Source organism: Aquicoccus sp., from assembly GCF_041686535.1.
GTDB lineage: Bacteria > Pseudomonadota > Alphaproteobacteria > Rhodobacterales > Rhodobacteraceae > Aquicoccus.
In genome coordinates this window covers 24,390-39,465 of record NZ_JAWLDS010000023.1, presented here as the reverse complement: position 1 = coordinate 39,465, position 15,076 = coordinate 24,390, and the positions used below count along the sequence as shown (strand labels likewise).

The 15,076-nt window shown below is 66.0% G+C and carries 15 protein-coding genes and 1 tRNA gene; 10 read left to right on the top strand and 6 right to left on the bottom strand.

All coding sequences use genetic code 11. The features are described from left to right. Nucleotides 1-262 precede the first annotated feature (262 nt). Nucleotides 263-727, top strand: a complete 465-nt coding sequence (locus tag ACESL9_RS07535) for a DUF3237 family protein (RefSeq protein WP_372612754.1) — start codon at nucleotides 263-265, stop codon at nucleotides 725-727. 82 nt (nucleotides 728-809) lie between these two features. On the opposite strand, the gene arsC is transcribed toward ACESL9_RS07535, so the two are convergent. The 3 genes from arsC to ACESL9_RS07520 are packed head-to-tail and all read right to left on the bottom strand — an operon-like array spanning nucleotide 810 to nucleotide 2,544. Then, on the bottom strand, nucleotides 810-1,154 hold the full coding sequence (arsC, locus tag ACESL9_RS07530) for an arsenate reductase (glutaredoxin) (protein WP_372612752.1): 345 nt from the start codon (nucleotides 1,152-1,154) through the stop codon (nucleotides 810-812). After that, on the bottom strand, nucleotides 1,151-2,209 hold the full coding sequence (locus tag ACESL9_RS07525) for a quinone-dependent dihydroorotate dehydrogenase (protein ID WP_372674669.1): 1,059 nt from the start codon (nucleotides 2,207-2,209) through the stop codon (nucleotides 1,151-1,153). Before ACESL9_RS07525 ends, arsC begins: the two co-directional genes overlap by 4 nt. After that, nucleotides 2,206-2,544 carry a DUF952 domain-containing protein gene (locus tag ACESL9_RS07520; RefSeq protein WP_372612748.1) on the bottom strand — a complete coding sequence of 113 codons (339 nt, stop codon included), beginning with the start codon at nucleotides 2,542-2,544 and terminating at the stop codon, nucleotides 2,206-2,208. The genes ACESL9_RS07525 and ACESL9_RS07520 overlap by 4 nt, the downstream gene beginning before the upstream one ends. 138 nt (nucleotides 2,545-2,682) lie before the next feature. On the opposite strand from ACESL9_RS07520, the gene ACESL9_RS07515 reads away from it, so the two are divergent. The 4 genes from ACESL9_RS07515 to ACESL9_RS07500 all read left to right on the top strand — a co-directional run bounded on the left by ACESL9_RS07515 (nucleotide 2,683) and on the right by ACESL9_RS07500 (nucleotide 7,017). Next, nucleotides 2,683-3,021: a RidA family protein gene (locus ACESL9_RS07515; RefSeq protein WP_372612746.1), complete on the top strand. Its 339-nt coding sequence runs from the start codon at nucleotides 2,683-2,685 to the stop codon at nucleotides 3,019-3,021. 56 nt (nucleotides 3,022-3,077) lie between these two features. Next, a tRNA-Gly gene (locus ACESL9_RS07510) sits at nucleotides 3,078-3,151 on the top strand. Nucleotides 3,152-3,257: 106 nt separating this feature from the next. Continuing rightward, a complete protein-coding gene (locus ACESL9_RS07505; RefSeq protein WP_372612744.1) occupies nucleotides 3,258-5,057 on the top strand; it encodes an ABC transporter transmembrane domain-containing protein in 1,800 nt (599 codons plus the stop codon). A 124-nt stretch (nucleotides 5,058-5,181) separates the two neighbouring features. After that, entirely contained in the window at nucleotides 5,182-7,017 is a 1,836-nt protein-coding gene (locus ACESL9_RS07500; protein ID WP_372612742.1) for an ABC transporter ATP-binding protein, read from the top strand. A gap of 4 nt (nucleotides 7,018-7,021) precedes the next feature. Here ACESL9_RS07500 and ACESL9_RS07495 read toward each other — a convergent pair whose 3' ends face one another. Next, nucleotides 7,022-7,519: a GNAT family N-acetyltransferase gene (locus ACESL9_RS07495; protein ID WP_372612740.1), complete on the bottom strand. Its 498-nt coding sequence runs from the start codon at nucleotides 7,517-7,519 to the stop codon at nucleotides 7,022-7,024. Between the two features lie 82 nt (nucleotides 7,520-7,601). Between ACESL9_RS07495 and ACESL9_RS07490 the strand changes: the two genes are divergently transcribed. The 4 genes from ACESL9_RS07490 (at nucleotide 7,602) to ACESL9_RS07475 (ending at nucleotide 10,001) form a co-directional block, all read left to right on the top strand. After that, entirely contained in the window at nucleotides 7,602-8,528 is a 927-nt protein-coding gene (locus tag ACESL9_RS07490) for a 3-keto-5-aminohexanoate cleavage protein (RefSeq protein WP_372612738.1), read from the top strand. 128 nt (nucleotides 8,529-8,656) lie between these two features. After that, a complete protein-coding gene (gene rpmB / locus ACESL9_RS07485; RefSeq protein ID WP_372612736.1) occupies nucleotides 8,657-8,944 on the top strand; it encodes a 50S ribosomal protein L28 in 288 nt (95 codons plus the stop codon). Between the two features lie 157 nt (nucleotides 8,945-9,101). Then, the gene (locus tag ACESL9_RS07480) at nucleotides 9,102-9,455 is read left to right on the top strand and encodes a hypothetical protein (RefSeq protein ID WP_372612734.1); all 354 of its coding nucleotides are present in this window, start codon (nucleotides 9,102-9,104) and stop codon (nucleotides 9,453-9,455) included. A 60-nt stretch (nucleotides 9,456-9,515) separates the two neighbouring features. Continuing rightward, nucleotides 9,516-10,001, top strand: coding sequence for a copper chaperone PCu(A)C (locus ACESL9_RS07475; RefSeq protein ID WP_372612732.1), 486 nt, complete (start codon nucleotides 9,516-9,518; stop codon nucleotides 9,999-10,001). Between the two features lie 60 nt (nucleotides 10,002-10,061). Here ACESL9_RS07475 and ACESL9_RS07470 read toward each other — a convergent pair whose 3' ends face one another. Then, nucleotides 10,062-10,760, bottom strand: a complete 699-nt coding sequence (locus ACESL9_RS07470; RefSeq protein ID WP_372612730.1) for an NAD-dependent deacylase — start codon at nucleotides 10,758-10,760, stop codon at nucleotides 10,062-10,064. Nucleotides 10,761-11,015: 255 nt separating this feature from the next. Between ACESL9_RS07470 and hutU the strand changes: the two genes are divergently transcribed. Next, the gene (gene hutU / locus ACESL9_RS07465; protein WP_372674668.1) at nucleotides 11,016-12,689 is read left to right on the top strand and encodes a urocanate hydratase; all 1,674 of its coding nucleotides are present in this window, start codon (nucleotides 11,016-11,018) and stop codon (nucleotides 12,687-12,689) included. Nucleotides 12,690-12,746: 57 nt separating this feature from the next. On the opposite strand, the gene ACESL9_RS07460 is transcribed toward hutU, so the two are convergent. Then, complete coding sequence (locus ACESL9_RS07460) at nucleotides 12,747-15,071, bottom strand: penicillin acylase family protein (RefSeq protein WP_372612726.1); 2,325 nt, start codon at nucleotides 15,069-15,071, stop codon at nucleotides 12,747-12,749. Nucleotides 15,072-15,076 lie beyond the last annotated feature (5 nt).

Genomic DNA, 15,076 nt, shown 5'->3' with positions numbered 1-15,076 from the left:
CCGGGCGGCACACGGCCGCCCCCCGGCCGGGTGCTATTGATGGCTTGCGCATCGGTCTGGGCTAGGGAAGACGTTGCTGGATAAATTGCCCCACGCCGATGTTGTGAGCACCCGACCGCGGCCGTGTGCTGCCCTGTGTCATCCTGTGTAGAAGCCGCTCGCCCCTTGGGTTGTAGGTGTGGCCTTGTGCGCAAGCGTGCTGCGATTGCGCTTGGATCGGGAATCGGGTTTCGTGGCTCCGTCAGGAATGTAGGGACATGGCATGCGGGTGACGGATATCGGGGCGAAGGCGGCGTTGCCGAAGCCTGAGGTGGTCTTGCGGGCGGCGATCCGGGCCGAGATCGGGCCGGCGGTCGAGTTCGAGACCACCCATGGCTGGACGCGGTCGGTCTTTCCGATCACCGGGGGCGTGATGCGAGGCGAGGGGCTTGACGGGGTGATCATCCCGGGGGGCGCGGATTTTGCACAGCTCTTGCCGGATGATTCCTACGCGATCGAGGCGCGGTATTGCGTGCGGTTCAACGATGGCACGACGGTGATGATTACCAATGCCGGGCGGATGTTTCCGCACGCCTCGGGCGGGTTCCAGGGCCGTACAAGAGCCGCGTTCGAGGCCCCTGCGGGGCCCTATGCGTGGCTGTCGGAGGCGGTGTTCTTCGGCACGGCATTCTCGGAACGGGGCGATGAGCACAACGTGTTCATCGAGCTTTGGGAGGCGGTGCTTTGAGGAGGGATTTCAAACACTTGCATTGACCCCTTGATCCAGCCCGGGACGCCTTGCGGCCCGGGCATGCGCGAGGCGGAACGCTTTAGAGAATGTCCAGCACCGCCTCGGGCGGGCGGCCGATGGCGGCCATGTTGCCGGCAAGGACGATGGGCCGTTCGATGAGTTTCGGGATCCGCGCCATGGCGGCGAAGAGCGCGTCATCGTGGCTATCCTTGGTCAGGCCCTCGGCTTTGAATTCCGGTTCCTTCACGCGCATCATTTCGACGGGCCGGACGCCGAGAGCCTTTGCTGAGGCGCGCAGCTCGGCTTCGGAGGGCGGATCGTCGAGATAGCGGCGCACATGTGGTGTATGGCCGTGCTCTTCGAGTAGCGCCAGCGTCTGGCGGGACTTGGTGCAGCGCGGGTTGTGCCAGATGGTGAGAATCATAACCAATCCTTCGTGGAAATGCCGACTGCTTGCGACACGTTGGCAAAGCCGTCACGTTCCAGCAGCACATCAAGGCCGCGCGCGATGTCGGCGCCAAGCGACAGGCCCTGATAGATCATCGCGGTGTAAAGCTGCACGGCGGTGGCACCGGCGCGGATCTTGGCATAGGCGTCCTCGGCCGATCCGATGCCGCCGACCCCGACAAGCGGCATGTCGCCGCCGGTCAGATCGTAAAGCCGGGCCAGTACGCGGGTGGATTTCTCGAAGAGCGGCGCGCCGGAGAGGCCGCCCGTCTCGCCGCGATGGGGCGAGGTCAGCCCGTCGCGCGCAAGCGTGGTGTTGGTGGCGATGATCGCATCGACGCCCATGTCCATCGCCACCCCGGCAAGATCGGCCAGTTCGGTGTCGGTGAGATCGGGCGCGATCTTGAGAAAGACCGGGATCGGGCGTTTGAGCCAGTTGCGCGTCTCGATCACCCGGGCGAGCAATTCGCGCAGCGCCGCCGCCCCCTGAAGATCGCGCAGCTTCTCGGTGTTGGGCGAGGAGACGTTGACGGTTGCAAAGTCGATGAACGGGCCGCAGCGGGCCAGCACGCGGGCGAAATCCTCGGCCCGGTCCGGGCTGTCCTTGTTCGCACCGAGGTTGAGCCCGAGGACGCCATCCTTGCCTCGCGCGGCGAGGCGGGGGGCGATGGCCTCCATCCCGTCATTGTTGAAACCGAACCGGTTGATCGCGGCGCGGTCCTGCGACAGGCGAAAGAGGCGCGGGCGCGGGTTGCCTGGTTGCGGGCGCGGGGTGACGGCGCCGACCTCGACAAAGCCGAAGCCCGCGCGGGCCAGCGGGTCAAGCGCGGTGGCGTTCTTGTCGAAGCCCGCGGCCAGCCCGACCGGGTTGGGCAGGTCCAGCCCGGCCAGCGTGGTGCGCAGGCGCGGGGTCGTAAAAGCGCCGGGCTGTGGCGCGAGGCCCGCGCGCAGGGCGCGGATGGCCAGCCCGTGGGCGGTTTCGGGATCGATCCGGTGCAGCAGGCCGAGGCCGAGGCGTTCAAGCGGGGTCATAGGAGGCCGGTGAAGTCATGCGCGCCGTCCGTGAGCGGCAGGGGTTTGTGCCAGATGAGGTCATCGAGGTGCAATGCGCGGTAGAGATGCGGGAAAAGCGCGCCGCCGCGCGACGGTTCCCACCTGAGCGCATCGCCAAGGCTGTCTGCGTCAAGGGCCAGCAGGTGCAGCCCATCCTCGCCCTTGAAATGTTTTGCCGCCGTCTCGCGCAGCTGTTCGCCGGTGGAGAAGTGAATATACCCGTCGTGGAGATCGACCGGTGCACCGTCGGTGCGGCCGTCGGTCAGCAGGGTCTGGAACTCGCTGTCGCGAAAGATTTTGTAGATGATCGTCATGATCACTGCATGCCCCTGCCATGGCCCGCGGTCAAGATGGATTGGTGTCGCGGGAAAATCGCGACGGGAGCGTTGCAAAGCCCGTGTCAAAGTGCTTGGTAAGGCGGAACATTCAGCCCAGGCGGGAAAGGAAATATCATGATCGAACGCAGCCATGTGAACCAAAGGATGAGCCAGATCGTCAAGCATAACGGGGTTGTCTACCTCGCCGGGCAGGTTGGCGAAGGCGACACCGTGGCCGAGCAGACGCGCGATTGCCTCGACAAGGTTGCAGCCCTGCTGGAAGAGGCGGGATCGAGCGTCGAGAACATCCTGCAGGCGGTGATCTGGCTGGCCGATATGGATGACTTTGCCGAGATGAACGAGGTCTGGGACGCCTGGGTGCCCGAGGGTCACGCGCCCGCGCGGGCGTGCGGCGAGGCAAAGCTCGCCTTGCCGAAATTCAGGGTCGAGGTGATCGTGATCGCCGCCTGTTGAAGCCGATCTAGCCCCTTGACCGGCGCGCGGGCTTGTCCTAAGCACCGGGAACCTGAGCGGGTATAGCTTAATGGTAAAGCCCCTGCCTTCCAAGCAGGCTATGTCGGTTCGATTCCGTCTACCCGCTCCAGTTATTCCGACAAGTTTCCGGCCATTCTGCGGCAGATCGCGGCTTGACCCCATGCGCGGGCACCGCCATGAAGCCCGGAACGTGTAACGGGAAACGGGAGCCACGCATGGCGAGGGCAGCCACGCCGCCAGTGAGCGAGGCGGAACGCGACAAATCGAAACGTGTGGGCGCGCTCAAGCGGCTGGCTCCGTTCATGGCGCCCTATCGCGGGCTGGTCGGACTGGCTGGTCTGGCGCTCATGCTGACCGCGGGGCTGTCGCTTGCGCTGCCGATGGCGGTGCGCCGGGTGGTGGACAATTTCGGCACCGAGAATGACGCGCTGCTCGACATGTATTTCGGCGCGGCGATCCTGATCGCGGGGCTTCTGGCGCTGGGCACGGGGCTGCGCTATGCGCTGGTGTCACGGCTGGGCGAGCGGGTGGTGGCCGATATTCGCAAGGCGGTGTTCGACCGGGTGGTCGGGCTGAGCCCCGGTTTCTACGAGACCGTCATGACCGGCGAGGTTCTGAGCCGCATCACCACCGACACCACGCTGATCCTGTCGGTGATCGGCTCGTCGGTGTCGATCGCGCTGCGCAATCTGCTGATTTTCACGGGTGGCCTTGTGCTGATGCTCATCACCTCGGCCAAGCTGACCGGCCTGGTCCTGCTCATTGTGCCGCTGGTGATCGTGCCGATCCTGACCATGGGTCGCAAGCTGCGCCGGCTGAGCCGTGAAAACCAGGACTGGATCGCGGCCAGCTCGGGCAACGCGAGCGAGACGCTGGGCGCGGTGCAGGCGGTGCAGGCCTTTACCCACGAGGCGGCCAGTCGTGCGGGTTTTGCCGATATCACCGAGAAGAGTTACGACGCGGCGCGGCGACGGATCACCGTGCGTGCGGTGATGACCGTGCTGGTGATGTTCCTGGTTTTTGCCGGCGTGGTCGGTGTGCTCTGGATCGGTGCGCGCGACGTGCGCGGCGGGGTGATGAGCACAGGCGCGCTGGTGCAGTTCGTGATCTACGCCGTGATGGTCGCGGGGGCGGTCGCCGCACTCAGCGAGATCTGGGGCGAGTTGCAGCGCGCGGCGGGGGCGACCGAGCGCCTGGTCGAGCTTCTGGAAGCCGAGGACGCGGTGCGCGACCCGGAGACGCCGGTGCCGCTGGCGCGTCCGGTGCGCGGCGAGATCGCGTTCGAGCGCGTGCGGTTTTCCTATCCGTCGCGACCCGACATTGCGGCGCTACACGATGTCGATCTGGTGATCGCGCCGGGCGAGACGGTCGCCTTTGTCGGCCCGTCGGGGGCGGGCAAGACGACGATCATCCAGATGATCCAGCGATTCTATGATCCGCAAGCGGGGCGGGTGCTGCTCGACGGGCAGGATCTCAAGACGCTGGCACGGGCCGATTTCCGGCAGGAAATCGCGCTGGTGCCGCAGGACCCGGTGATCTTTGCCGCCTCGGCGCGCGACAATATCCGGTTTGGCCGCGAGGATGCGAGCGATGCGGAGGTCGAGGCCGCCGCCCGCTCCGCCGCCGCACACGAGTTCATCGCAGCACTGCCGCAGGGGTATGACAGCCCGCTGGGCGAGCGTGGCGTGCTCTTGTCGGGCGGACAGAAACAACGCATCGCCATCGCCCGGGCGATCCTGCGCGACGCGCCGGTGTTGCTCCTCGACGAGGCGACGAGCGCTCTTGACGCGGAAAGCGAACGCGCGGTGCAGGAGGCGGTGGATACCCTCTCCGAGGGCCGCACAACGATCGTGGTGGCGCATCGCCTGGCGACGGTGAAAAAGGCCGACCGTATCGTGGTGATGGAGGCGGGCCGGATCGTTTCGGTCGGATGCCACGAGGAGTTGGTCTCGGAGGACGGGCTTTATGCGCGGCTGGCGCGGCTGCAGTTCACCGACGGCGCCGCGGCGATGTGACCACTCCCCGGATTGGCGCCCATGGTGCTCTTTCTTGGGAAAAATACTCAAATCGCCCTGACGTCAGGCGGGTGGCCGGGTGCGGCACATCATGCTGGCAACCGCGCCTTGCAGGAGGGTTGGAATGTTCCGCTTCTTTGAAAACCTGGTCGATCCCTATTGCAACCATCCGCGCGAGGACACGCCGCCGCGCCGACTTGCCCCGTTCATGGCGCGATATGCACGGCCTTTCAGACGGGTGTTCTGGGTCACGGGCCTGTTGTCCGTCGTGGTTGCGGTGGTCGAGATCGGGCTCATTCATGCGATGGGCTGGATCGTCGATGCGCTCACGGGTGATCCGGCGGCGGTCTGGGAGGCGCATGGCACGACGTTGATCGCGCTGGCGCTGTTCATCCTGGTGCTGCGCCCGGCCATCCAGGGGCTGGATGTACTGCTCTTGAACAACGCGATCATGCCGAATTTCGGCACGCTGATCCGGTTTCGTGCGCATGGCCACGTGATGCGCCAGTCAGTGGGCTGGTTCGAGAACGATTTCGCGGGACGCATCGCGAACCGCATCATGCAGACGCCCCCCGCCGCGGGCGAGGCGGTGTTCCAGATCTTCGATGCGCTGACCTATGCGTTGGCCTATGTGGCGGGGGCGTTGATCCTGATGGGGCAGGCGGATCCGCGCCTGGCGATCCCGCTTGTGATCTGGCTTCTGGCCTATGGGGTGTTGATGCGCTGGACCGTGCGGCGCGTAGGCCCCGCGTCGAAGCGTGCCTCGGATGCGAGAAGCGCGGTGACGGGCCGGGTGGTCGATGCCTATACCAACATCCACTCGGTCAAGATGTTCGCTCATACCCATGGCGAGATGGAGTATGCCCGCGAGGCGATCGAACACGCGCGTCGCACCTTCCAGGCCGAGATGCGGATCTACACGATCATGGATGTGGGGCTTGTCTTCCTGAACGGCGTGCTGATCGTGGGCGTGGTCGGCTGGGCCATCGCGCTTTGGATGACGGGCGAGGCGAGCGTGGGCGTGGTGGCGGTTGCCGCGGCGCTGACGCTCAGGCTCAACGCGATGACCGGCTGGATCATGTGGGCGCTGACCACGTTCTTTCGCCAGCTTGGCGTGGTGGCCGAGGGGATGGAGACCATCGCCCAGCCCATCGACCTTGTCGATGCGCCCGATGCGCAGCCCTTGCGCCTCACCGAAGGGCGAATCGAGATTGACGGGGTGAGCCATCATTACGGGCGCGGCATGGGTGGGCTCGACCATGTGAGCCTGACGGTGGCCCCGGGCGAGAAGGTGGGGCTTGTTGGGCGGTCGGGCGCGGGCAAGTCCACGCTGGTGAAGCTCTTGCTGCGGTTCTACGATGTCGAGGCGGGGGCGATCCGCATCGACGGGCAGGATCTGCGCACGGTGACGCAGGACAGCCTGCGTGCGCAGATCGGCATGGTTCAGCAGGACAGCAGCCTGTTGCACCGCTCGGTGCGCGACAATATCCGCTATGGCCGCCCCGAGGCCACCGAGGAAGAGATCGTGGCTGCAGCCCGCCAGGCCGAGGCGCATGAGTTTATCGTGGATTTGGAGGATGCGCTGGGGCGGCGCGGCTATGACGCGCATGTGGGCGAGCGCGGGGTGAAGCTTTCGGGCGGGCAGCGCCAGAGGATCACGCTGGCGCGGGTGATCCTCAAGGATGCGCCGATCCTGCTGCTCGACGAGGCCACGAGCGCGCTTGACAGCGAGGTCGAGGCGGCGATCCAGCAGACGCTTTACGGCATGATGGAGGGCAAGACGGTGATCGCCATCGCGCACCGGCTTTCGACCATCGCGCATATGGACCGGATCGTGGTTCTGGACGAAGGCCGGATCGTGGAAGAGGGCCGCCACGAGGATCTTCTGGCCAAGGAGGGGCTTTATGCCCGGTTCTGGGCGCGCCAATCGGGCGGCTTTCTGGGCGAGGCGGCGGAATAGGAATCTAAAGCGCCTTTTCGTAGCGCCAGGCATCGAGCGCGAAGGGGCCGGTGGCGGTCTCGAATTCCATCCGTTCGGTCGCCATGCGCGTCCAGCCCGTCTTTTCGTAAAAGCGCGCGGCGCGGGCATTGCCGACAGTGCAGGCCAGCCAGGCGCGGTCATGGCTCGCCATGCGCAGGGCGGTTTCCGCGTCCTGCATGAGCAGCCGGGCAAGGCCGGAGCCGCGTTCGCCGGGGGCGACGAAGAACTGGTAGAGCTCGTTGTCCTTGAGGATATGAAATCCCGCCACGCGATCCGCGCGCAGCGCCACGCGAGCGTTTGCCATGTCGCACGAAAGCCGGTCGCGAAAACTGGCCTCGGTGCGCAGCCGGGTGAGTGCGGGCGGGCAGATCGCGGTGTGACCGTCATGCCAGCCCTCATGCCAGAGCGCGGCTGCGGCGGCGAGGTCGGCCTTGGTCATGGTGCGGAAGGTGACAGTCATGGCGCGGATGTAGCGGGCCACGCGCCGGTTGAAAACCCATAAGCCGGGGATTGCCTTTGGCCGGCATCCGGGCATCATCGTGGTCAGCAAGGGAGGACTCAACATGGCCCGCAAGATCATCATCACATGCGCCGTCACAGGCGCGATTCACACGCCGAGCATGTCGCCGCACCTTCCGGTCACGCCCGAAGAGATCACCGAAGCGGCCGTCGGGGCGGCCGAGGCCGGTGCCGCGGTGGTGCACCTGCACGCTCGCGATCCGAAAACCGGCAAGCCCGACCAGACCCCCGAGGCGTTCGAGCCCTTCCTGAAGGTCATCAAGCAGCGCAGCGACGCGGTGATCAACATCACCACCGGCGGTTCGCCCTTCATGCGCGTCGAGGAACGGGTGCGGCCGGCCGAGGTGTTCGCGCCGGAGGTGGCCTCGCTCAACATGGGGTCGATCAATTTCGGGCTCTACCCGATGCTCGAGCGATTCACCGAGTTCGAGCATGACTGGGAGCGTGAGCACCTGGAAAACAGCCGTGACCTGGTGTTCCGCAACTCGTTCCAGGAGATCGAATACGTGCTGCGCACGCTCTCGGACCGGGGCACGCGGTTCGAGTTCGAATGCTACGATATCGCGCATCTCTACAATCTTGCACATTTCCTCGACCGGGGGCTCGTCAAGCCGCCGCTCTTCGTGCAGTCGGTGTTCGGCATCCTTGGCGGCATCGGCGGGCATGAAGAGGACGTGATCCACATGAAGCGCACCGCCGACCGGCTTTTCGGGGATCAGTATCAATGGTCGGTTCTGGGGGCCGGCAAGAACCAGATGAGGGTGGCCGCGCTGGCGGTGGCGATGGGGGGCAACCTGCGCGTGGGGCTTGAGGATTCGCTCTGGGCCGGTCCGGGCGTCCTGGCGCGATCGAATGCCGAGCAGGTGCGCATCGCGCGCGGCATCGTCGAGGGGATGGGGCTGGACATTGCCTCGCCCGACGAGGCGCGGGCTATGCTGGATCTCAAGGGTGGGGACATGGTGGCGTTCTGAAACCCGCTTGACGCATCCACCGATTCCGCCTAAAGACCGCGAACGGATTTCGGGGCGCTGCGTGGTCGGCGCCCGTTTGTATTGTCGGGGCTCTCGCCTCGGCCCCGAGACAAGATGAGGATGAACCCATGTCGCGTGTCTGCGAACTGACCGGTAAAGGCCCGATGACTGGCAACAATGTCAGCCACGCCAACAACAAGACCAGGCGGCGTTTCCTGCCGAACCTGAACGACGTGACCCTGCGTTCGGAAGCGCTTAGCCGCGGCATCAAGCTGCGTATTTCGGCCGCCGCGCTGCGCTCGGTCGACCATCGCGGCGGGCTCGACGCCTATCTCGTCAAGGCCAAGGATGACGAACTTTCGGCCAACGCGCTCAAGGTGAAGAAGGAAGTCATCAAGGCGCTGGCAACGGCCTGATTCCAAGTCCAGGGACAGTGAGTCGCGGCCCTGCCTGACCGGCAGGGCCTTTTTCGTGGCACTGTCGACTGCCCCGGGCCGTTCCGCCCACATGCCCCACGGCCCGTGGCGGATCGTCTCTTTTGAAGGGTGGGCACATGACTTATAACCTGAAGTCATGAAACGAAGGTTCCGCCCATTTCTCGGACTGATGCTGGCCGCGATCCTGGCGCTGACGGGCCAGAGCATGGCGGTTGCCCGCGGCATGTCCGATGTCGCCGGGCATCTCGTTCTGTGCACGGGCACGGGGCCGGTCACCGTGCTGGTGGACGGGAATGGCCAGCCGGTCGGCCCGTCCCATATCTGTCCCGACTGCGCGCTGTCGCATTTCGCCCTGGCCGGGACCATGCCGCAGGTGGTGGCGCGACCCGTGGGAAAGGGTATCAGGCTGCGCCCGGACGGCGCCGCGCGGGCGATCTCGTCGGTCGGACCCGTGGCGCGGGCTCGTGGGCCGCCCGCGGATGCGCTGTGACGCGCCTGGCGTCACTGACAGAAACCCATTGGAATTTTCGAGACAAGAAGGAGAGACGCCATGTCTTTCAAGACCCGTATGCTGGGGGCCGTTTCCGCCGCCGTTCTTAGCCTGAGTGCCCTGCCTGCCTTTGCGGATGGAATCGAGGTGCATGACGCCTACGCCCGTGCATCGTCGATGATGTCGAGTTCGGGCGCGGCCTTCATGGTCATCCATAATGACGGCGGTTCCGACGATCATCTGGTCGATGCCCGGTCGGATGTGGCCGACAAGGTCGAATTGCACACCCATCGCGAAGATGAAAACGGGGTGATGCGGATGATCCATGTCGAGGAGGGGTTTGCGCTGCCCGGTGATGGTATGATCGAGATGAAGCGTGGCGGCAATCACGTGATGTTCCTCGGGCTTCGCGAACCGCTGGAGCAGGATGACATCATCCCGCTCACGCTGGTGTTCGAGAAGGCCGGAGAGGTGCAGATCGAAGTGCCCGTGGATCTCGAGCGCAAGCCGACGCATGGCCAGATGGAGCACAAGCACGGCGATTGATTGGTCGAATCGGTTTGACTGTTCGAGAGGGGCGTCCCGGGAAACGGGGGCGCCCCTCTTCTATACCGGGGCCAGGATGTCACTGACCCAACCGGGCACCACCTTCGTGGCCGGGCCGTAACGTGTCTCGGCGAAGGTCGACACGACCGAGGAGGGTTCGAGGTTCAACTCGACCGTATGCGCGCCGGTCTCGGTGGCCAGTTGCACGAAACTGGCCGCCGGGTAGACCTCGCCGCTGGTGCCGATGGCGGCGAAGCGGGAGCAGGAGGCGAGATGGCCCATGATCGCATCCATGTGATAGGGGATCTCGCCGAACCATACGACGTCGGGGCGCGTGGCCGGGGCGGCGCAGGCGGGGCAGGGATCGGCGGTTTGCATCGCGGGCGGGGCGGGCCAGCGATGGCTGCAGGCGGCGCAGAGCGCCCCGCAGAGCGCACCATGCATGTGGATCACGCGGGCCGCCCCAGCGCGTTCATGCAGGTCGTCGACATTCTGGGTGACGATCACCACCTCGCCGGGGTACTCGCGTTCGAGCCGGGCCAGGGCGGCATGGGCGGCATTGGGCTCGGCACCCGCGCAATTGGCCCGGCGTGCGTTGTAGAAGTCATGCACGAAATCGGGGTTGCGGGCAAAGCCCTGTGGCGTGGCCACCTCTTCGAGGTCATAGCGTGTCCACAGCCCATCTTCGTCGCGGAAAGTGCCAAGCCCGCTTTCGGCCGAGATGCCGGCGCCGGTGAGAATCACGATCTTGTCGTCCATGCCTGTCCCCTCGCGTGATCGGTCGTGTGACCACTCTAGGGCCGGGACCGGCCGAGGGAAACCGGGCGGGAGTAACGCACGGGGTCGTGGCCCGATGGCCGGGGCGATCGCGCCGTTTTCAAGGGGAGCTTCGGGTTGACATATTATGTGCATACATAATAGCTAATTGTAGACATAAAATGGCGGTGGCGAATCCCGCTCCGCCGACATTTGTCAATGGTTGTACCGATCCGCCGTCATCCAGAGGAGGCCCGCATGATCAACCCCCGCCATAACCTGCGCGACGTATATCCGCCCACCGGCCCCGACATCACCGCCAAGAGCTGGCTCACCGAGGCGCCGATGCGGATGCTGATGAACAACCTGCACCCGGACGTGGCCGAGAACCCGCATGAGCTTGTCGTTTATGGCGGCATCGGGCGGGCGGCGCGCACATGGGAGGATTTCGACCGGATCGTCGCGGGGTTGAAGGATCTGGAGGCCGACGAAACGCTGGTGGTGCAATCGGGCAAGCCGGTGGCGATCGTCAAGACCCATGCGGATGCGCCGCGCGTGTTGATCGCCAATTCCAACATTGTGCCGCATTGGGCCAACTGGGAACATTTCAGCGAGCTCGATCGCAAGGGGCTGATGATGTATGGCCAGATGACCGCCGGGTCGTGGATCTATATCGGCACCCAGGGCATCGTTCAGGGCACATACGAGACATTCGCCGAGGCCGGGCGGCAGCATTACGGCGGCGACCTCAAGGGGCGCTGGATCCTGACCGGGGGGCTTGGCGGGATGGGCGGCGCGCAGCCGCTGGCCGCTGTTTTCGCCGGGGCCTGTTGCCTTGCGGTGGAGTGCAACCCCGATAGCATCGACTTTCGCCTGCGCACGAAATATCTTGATGAAAAGGCCCAGAGCCTGGACGAGGCGCTGGAGATGATCGAGCGCTGGACCAAGGCGGGCGAGGCCAAGTCGGTGGGCCTTCTGGGCAATGCCGCCGATATCTTTTCCGAGATTTACCGCCGCGGTGTGCGTCCTGACATCGTGACCGACCAGACCAGCGCGCATGATCCGGTCAACGGCTACCTGCCGCAGGGCTGGAGCATGGCCGAGTGGCGCGACAAGCGCGAGAGCGATCCCAAGGCGGTGGAAAAAGCCGCGCGGGCCAGCATGAAGGTGCATGTCGCGGCGATGGTCGATTTCTGGAACGATGGTGTGCCGACGCTGGATTACGGCAACAACATCCGACAAGTGGCCAAGGACGAGGGGCTTGAGAACGCCTTTGCTTTTCCGGGCTTCGTTCCGGCCTATATCCGGCCGCTCTTTTGCCGTGGCGTCGGGCCGTTCCGGTGGTGTGCGTTGTCGGGCGACCCGCAGGATATCTACAAGACCGACCAGGCGATGAAGGAGTTGTTCCCCGAGAACGCGCATCTGCATCAATGGCTCGACATGGCGCGCGACCGGATTTCGTTTCAGGGGCTTCCGGCGCGGATCTGCTGGATTGGGCTGGGCGACCGGCACCGGGCGGGGCTCAGGTTCAACGAGATGGTGGCCAGCGGCGAATTGAAGGCGCCCATCGTGATCGGGCGCGACCACCTCGACAGCGGATCGGTTGCCAGCCCCAACCGCGAGACCGAGGCGATGAAGGATGGTTCTGACGCGGTCAGTGACTGGCCGCTTCTGAACGCGCTCATGAACACCGCGTCGGGGGCGACATGGGTGAGCCTGCATCACGGCGGCGGCGTAGGCATGGGGTTCTCGCAGCACGCGGGCATGGTCATCGTGGCCGATGGCACACCGGAGGCCGCGACGCGGCTGGAGCGGGTGCTGTGGAACGATCCGGCCTCGGGCGTGTGGCGCCACGCCGATGCGGGATACGAGGATGCGATCGATTGCGCGAAGGAACACGGGCTGCGCCTGCCCGGGATATTGGGGAACTAGTCCGGGTCGCGTTTGATCGGAAACACCCGCCGCGGCACAAGCCCGGGGCGGGGCATCTCAGCCGGGCAAGAGGTCGATCCGCGTGACCGTTGCGGCCTCGACCGCCGTGTCGGAATAGCACATCGGCACATAGTCCCCCCTGGCCCAGAGCGGGGCGAGATCGTCGTAATGGGGCGTGCCTGGCAGGCCCGACTGGCCCGGGGCGTTGATCCAGACGCTGTTGTCCCATTCCCCGACATCGACCACCATGCGCACCGAGGCCCCGATGCGCACGCGGTAATCACTGGCCTCGTAATGGGCCATCATCACCGTGCTGGAACTACCGCCCTTGGAGAGCGGGCCGACATCGCGGGACTGGCCCAGCGGGGTCAGCGCGTGGCCGAACCAGCCCTTGTGCAAATCGCCCCAATGCCATTCGGCTGGGTCCGTGCCAAAGCGCGCCACGGCATCCGCCCACGCGGCGGCGAGGGTTTCGGCGAGGAACGCGTCGCGGGTTGCGTCATCATCGAGGCCGGCGGCACGGGCGAGGCCGGGGTGGCGACCCTCCAACATGCGGACCACGGTGGCGACGGAGCCCGCGCCGAACCATTTACGAAGATCGGTGTCGGGCGCGACGCGGGCCAGAAGTGCCGGGCGCAGGTGGCTCGAGAGCCACATCTCCGCCAGAAGGGCGGCGGGGCTGTCGGCATCGGCATGACCGTTCCAGCCCGCGAGCAGCGCGCGGGCCTCTTCCGGGGCCTGCATGGGAACCTGTTTCACAAGGCGTGCGGTATATCCCGAAAAGGTGTCGGTTTGCAGGGCGCAGTTGTCGGCGATGCCACGGGCCTTCCCCGAGCGCAGCTCTTGCGAGATCCGTTCGGCGCGCCCGTCTTCGAGCCATTCATGGCCCACCGGCTGCGCGGCGTGGTCCCAGCCGTCGGGCACGTTCATCTCGTTGGCGGACCAGACCACGCCATCGGCGGGGTTGACCGTCGCGGGCAACTCGGCGGCGGTGATGTAGCCCTGCCATTCAAAGCGGCCATCGCCGGGCACCGGGGCCAGCCCGCGCCAGCCATTGCGGCGTGGCACATAGGCCGCCGCCTGCCAGCAGATATCGCCGGAGGTGTCGGCATAGACCATGTTGACCGAGGGCGCCCCCCAGCTGTGCAGCGCCTTGCGAAAATCGCTCATCGTGGTGGCGCGCATGGATTTGAGGCTGGCCATGTAGGGCGCGGTGCCCGGATCGGTGAAAACGGTGCGCAGCGACAGGGCAAGGTTGCGCCCCTCGTCCTGCCAGAGCACTGGGCCGTGGCGGGTGAAGTAGAGCGGCAGGGTCTGATCGGGCGCGCCCTTGACGGCGAACACCTCGTCGATGCGGGTCATCTCCTCGCTGCCCGTGCCAAGGCGATAGCTGTGCGGCGCGCCGGGCAGGGTTTCGTGGATCATGAGATCCTCCTGATCGGCGCAAAAGATCGTCAGGCTGAAGGCGGCGGTGCCGTTGTGACCGGCCATGATGCCGGGCGACGAAGGCTCTCCCGCGCCGATCACGTCGAGCCCCGGCGCGCTCAGATGCACCATGTAGCGCAGCGAGGGCGCGGCATGGGCGCGGTGCGGGTCGCTGGCCATGATCGCGCGCCCTGTGGCCGTTTGCGCGGGCGCGAGAGCCCAGTTGTTCGATCCCTCGGGCGGGGTGTCGTGGCGCAGCACGTTGAGCGCCGGATCGAGCGCCGACCAGAGCGGCGCCTCGTCCAGCGTGGCGGCGAGGCGTTCGGCGCTGAACGTCACGGGTGCCGTGGCCAGAAGATAGGTGGTGAGCGCATCGTCGGGCAGGGGCGTGCCGTCCATCGTGGCCCATTCCCCGTCCGGCACCGGTGGTGAAAGCGGCATGCGCAGGAGATCGACCTCGGGCGAGGCGAGCGCCTGCACCTTTTGGCGGGCCAGTTCGGACGTGGCATTGCGTGCTAGGCAATGGGTGCGGATGCGCACCACGTCCTCGGGCGTCCAATGGGCGGGCTTCGTGCCCAGTTCGGCAAACTCGGGGGGCAGGGGCAGGCGGCCGGCCAGCACCAGATCGACGCCCGCGTTGATGCCCTTTGCGAAGGCGGTGCAGATTTCCTCGGCGTCGGGGCCATAGGCCGCCCATTCCGGCGCCATGTCGCCGCGATAAAGCAGGAGCCGCGCGGCACGGTCCTGCATCAGGTAGCCGGGGCCGAAATCCGCAGCCAGCAGGCCAAGGCCCCGCTTGCGCCACAGGTCGATCTGCCAGAGCCGGTCGCGCGCGGCATTGAAACCCTGCACGAAAAAGGCATCGCGCGGGTTTTCGGCGCGGATATGCGGCAGGCCCCAGCGGTCGATGCGGATGCTCGCGGGGGCGGAAAGGCCGGGCAGGGCAAACTGGGTCATGGAAC

Coding starts and splice junctions, on each gene's coding strand:
- ACESL9_RS07535 (WP_372612754.1), top strand. CDS start 263: ATGCGGGTGACGGATATCGGGGCGAAGGCGGCGTTGCCGAAGCCTGAG.
- arsC (WP_372612752.1), bottom strand. CDS start 1,154: ATGATTCTCACCATCTGGCACAACCCGCGCTGCACCAAGTCCCGCCAG.
- ACESL9_RS07525 (WP_372674669.1), bottom strand. CDS start 2,209: ATGACCCCGCTTGAACGCCTCGGCCTCGGCCTGCTGCACCGGATCGAT.
- ACESL9_RS07520 (WP_372612748.1), bottom strand. CDS start 2,544: ATGACGATCATCTACAAAATCTTTCGCGACAGCGAGTTCCAGACCCTG.
- ACESL9_RS07515 (WP_372612746.1), top strand. CDS start 2,683: ATGATCGAACGCAGCCATGTGAACCAAAGGATGAGCCAGATCGTCAAG.
- ACESL9_RS07505 (WP_372612744.1), top strand. CDS start 3,258: ATGGCGAGGGCAGCCACGCCGCCAGTGAGCGAGGCGGAACGCGACAAA.
- ACESL9_RS07500 (WP_372612742.1), top strand. CDS start 5,182: ATGTTCCGCTTCTTTGAAAACCTGGTCGATCCCTATTGCAACCATCCG.
- ACESL9_RS07490 (WP_372612738.1), top strand. CDS start 7,602: ATGGCCCGCAAGATCATCATCACATGCGCCGTCACAGGCGCGATTCAC.
- rpmB (WP_372612736.1), top strand. CDS start 8,657: ATGTCGCGTGTCTGCGAACTGACCGGTAAAGGCCCGATGACTGGCAAC.
- ACESL9_RS07480 (WP_372612734.1), top strand. CDS start 9,102: ATGAAACGAAGGTTCCGCCCATTTCTCGGACTGATGCTGGCCGCGATC.
- ACESL9_RS07475 (WP_372612732.1), top strand. CDS start 9,516: ATGTCTTTCAAGACCCGTATGCTGGGGGCCGTTTCCGCCGCCGTTCTT.
- ACESL9_RS07470 (WP_372612730.1), bottom strand. CDS start 10,760: ATGGACGACAAGATCGTGATTCTCACCGGCGCCGGCATCTCGGCCGAA.
- hutU (WP_372674668.1), top strand. CDS start 11,016: ATGATCAACCCCCGCCATAACCTGCGCGACGTATATCCGCCCACCGGC.
- ACESL9_RS07460 (WP_372612726.1), bottom strand. CDS start 15,071: ATGACCCAGTTTGCCCTGCCCGGCCTTTCCGCCCCCGCGAGCATCCGC.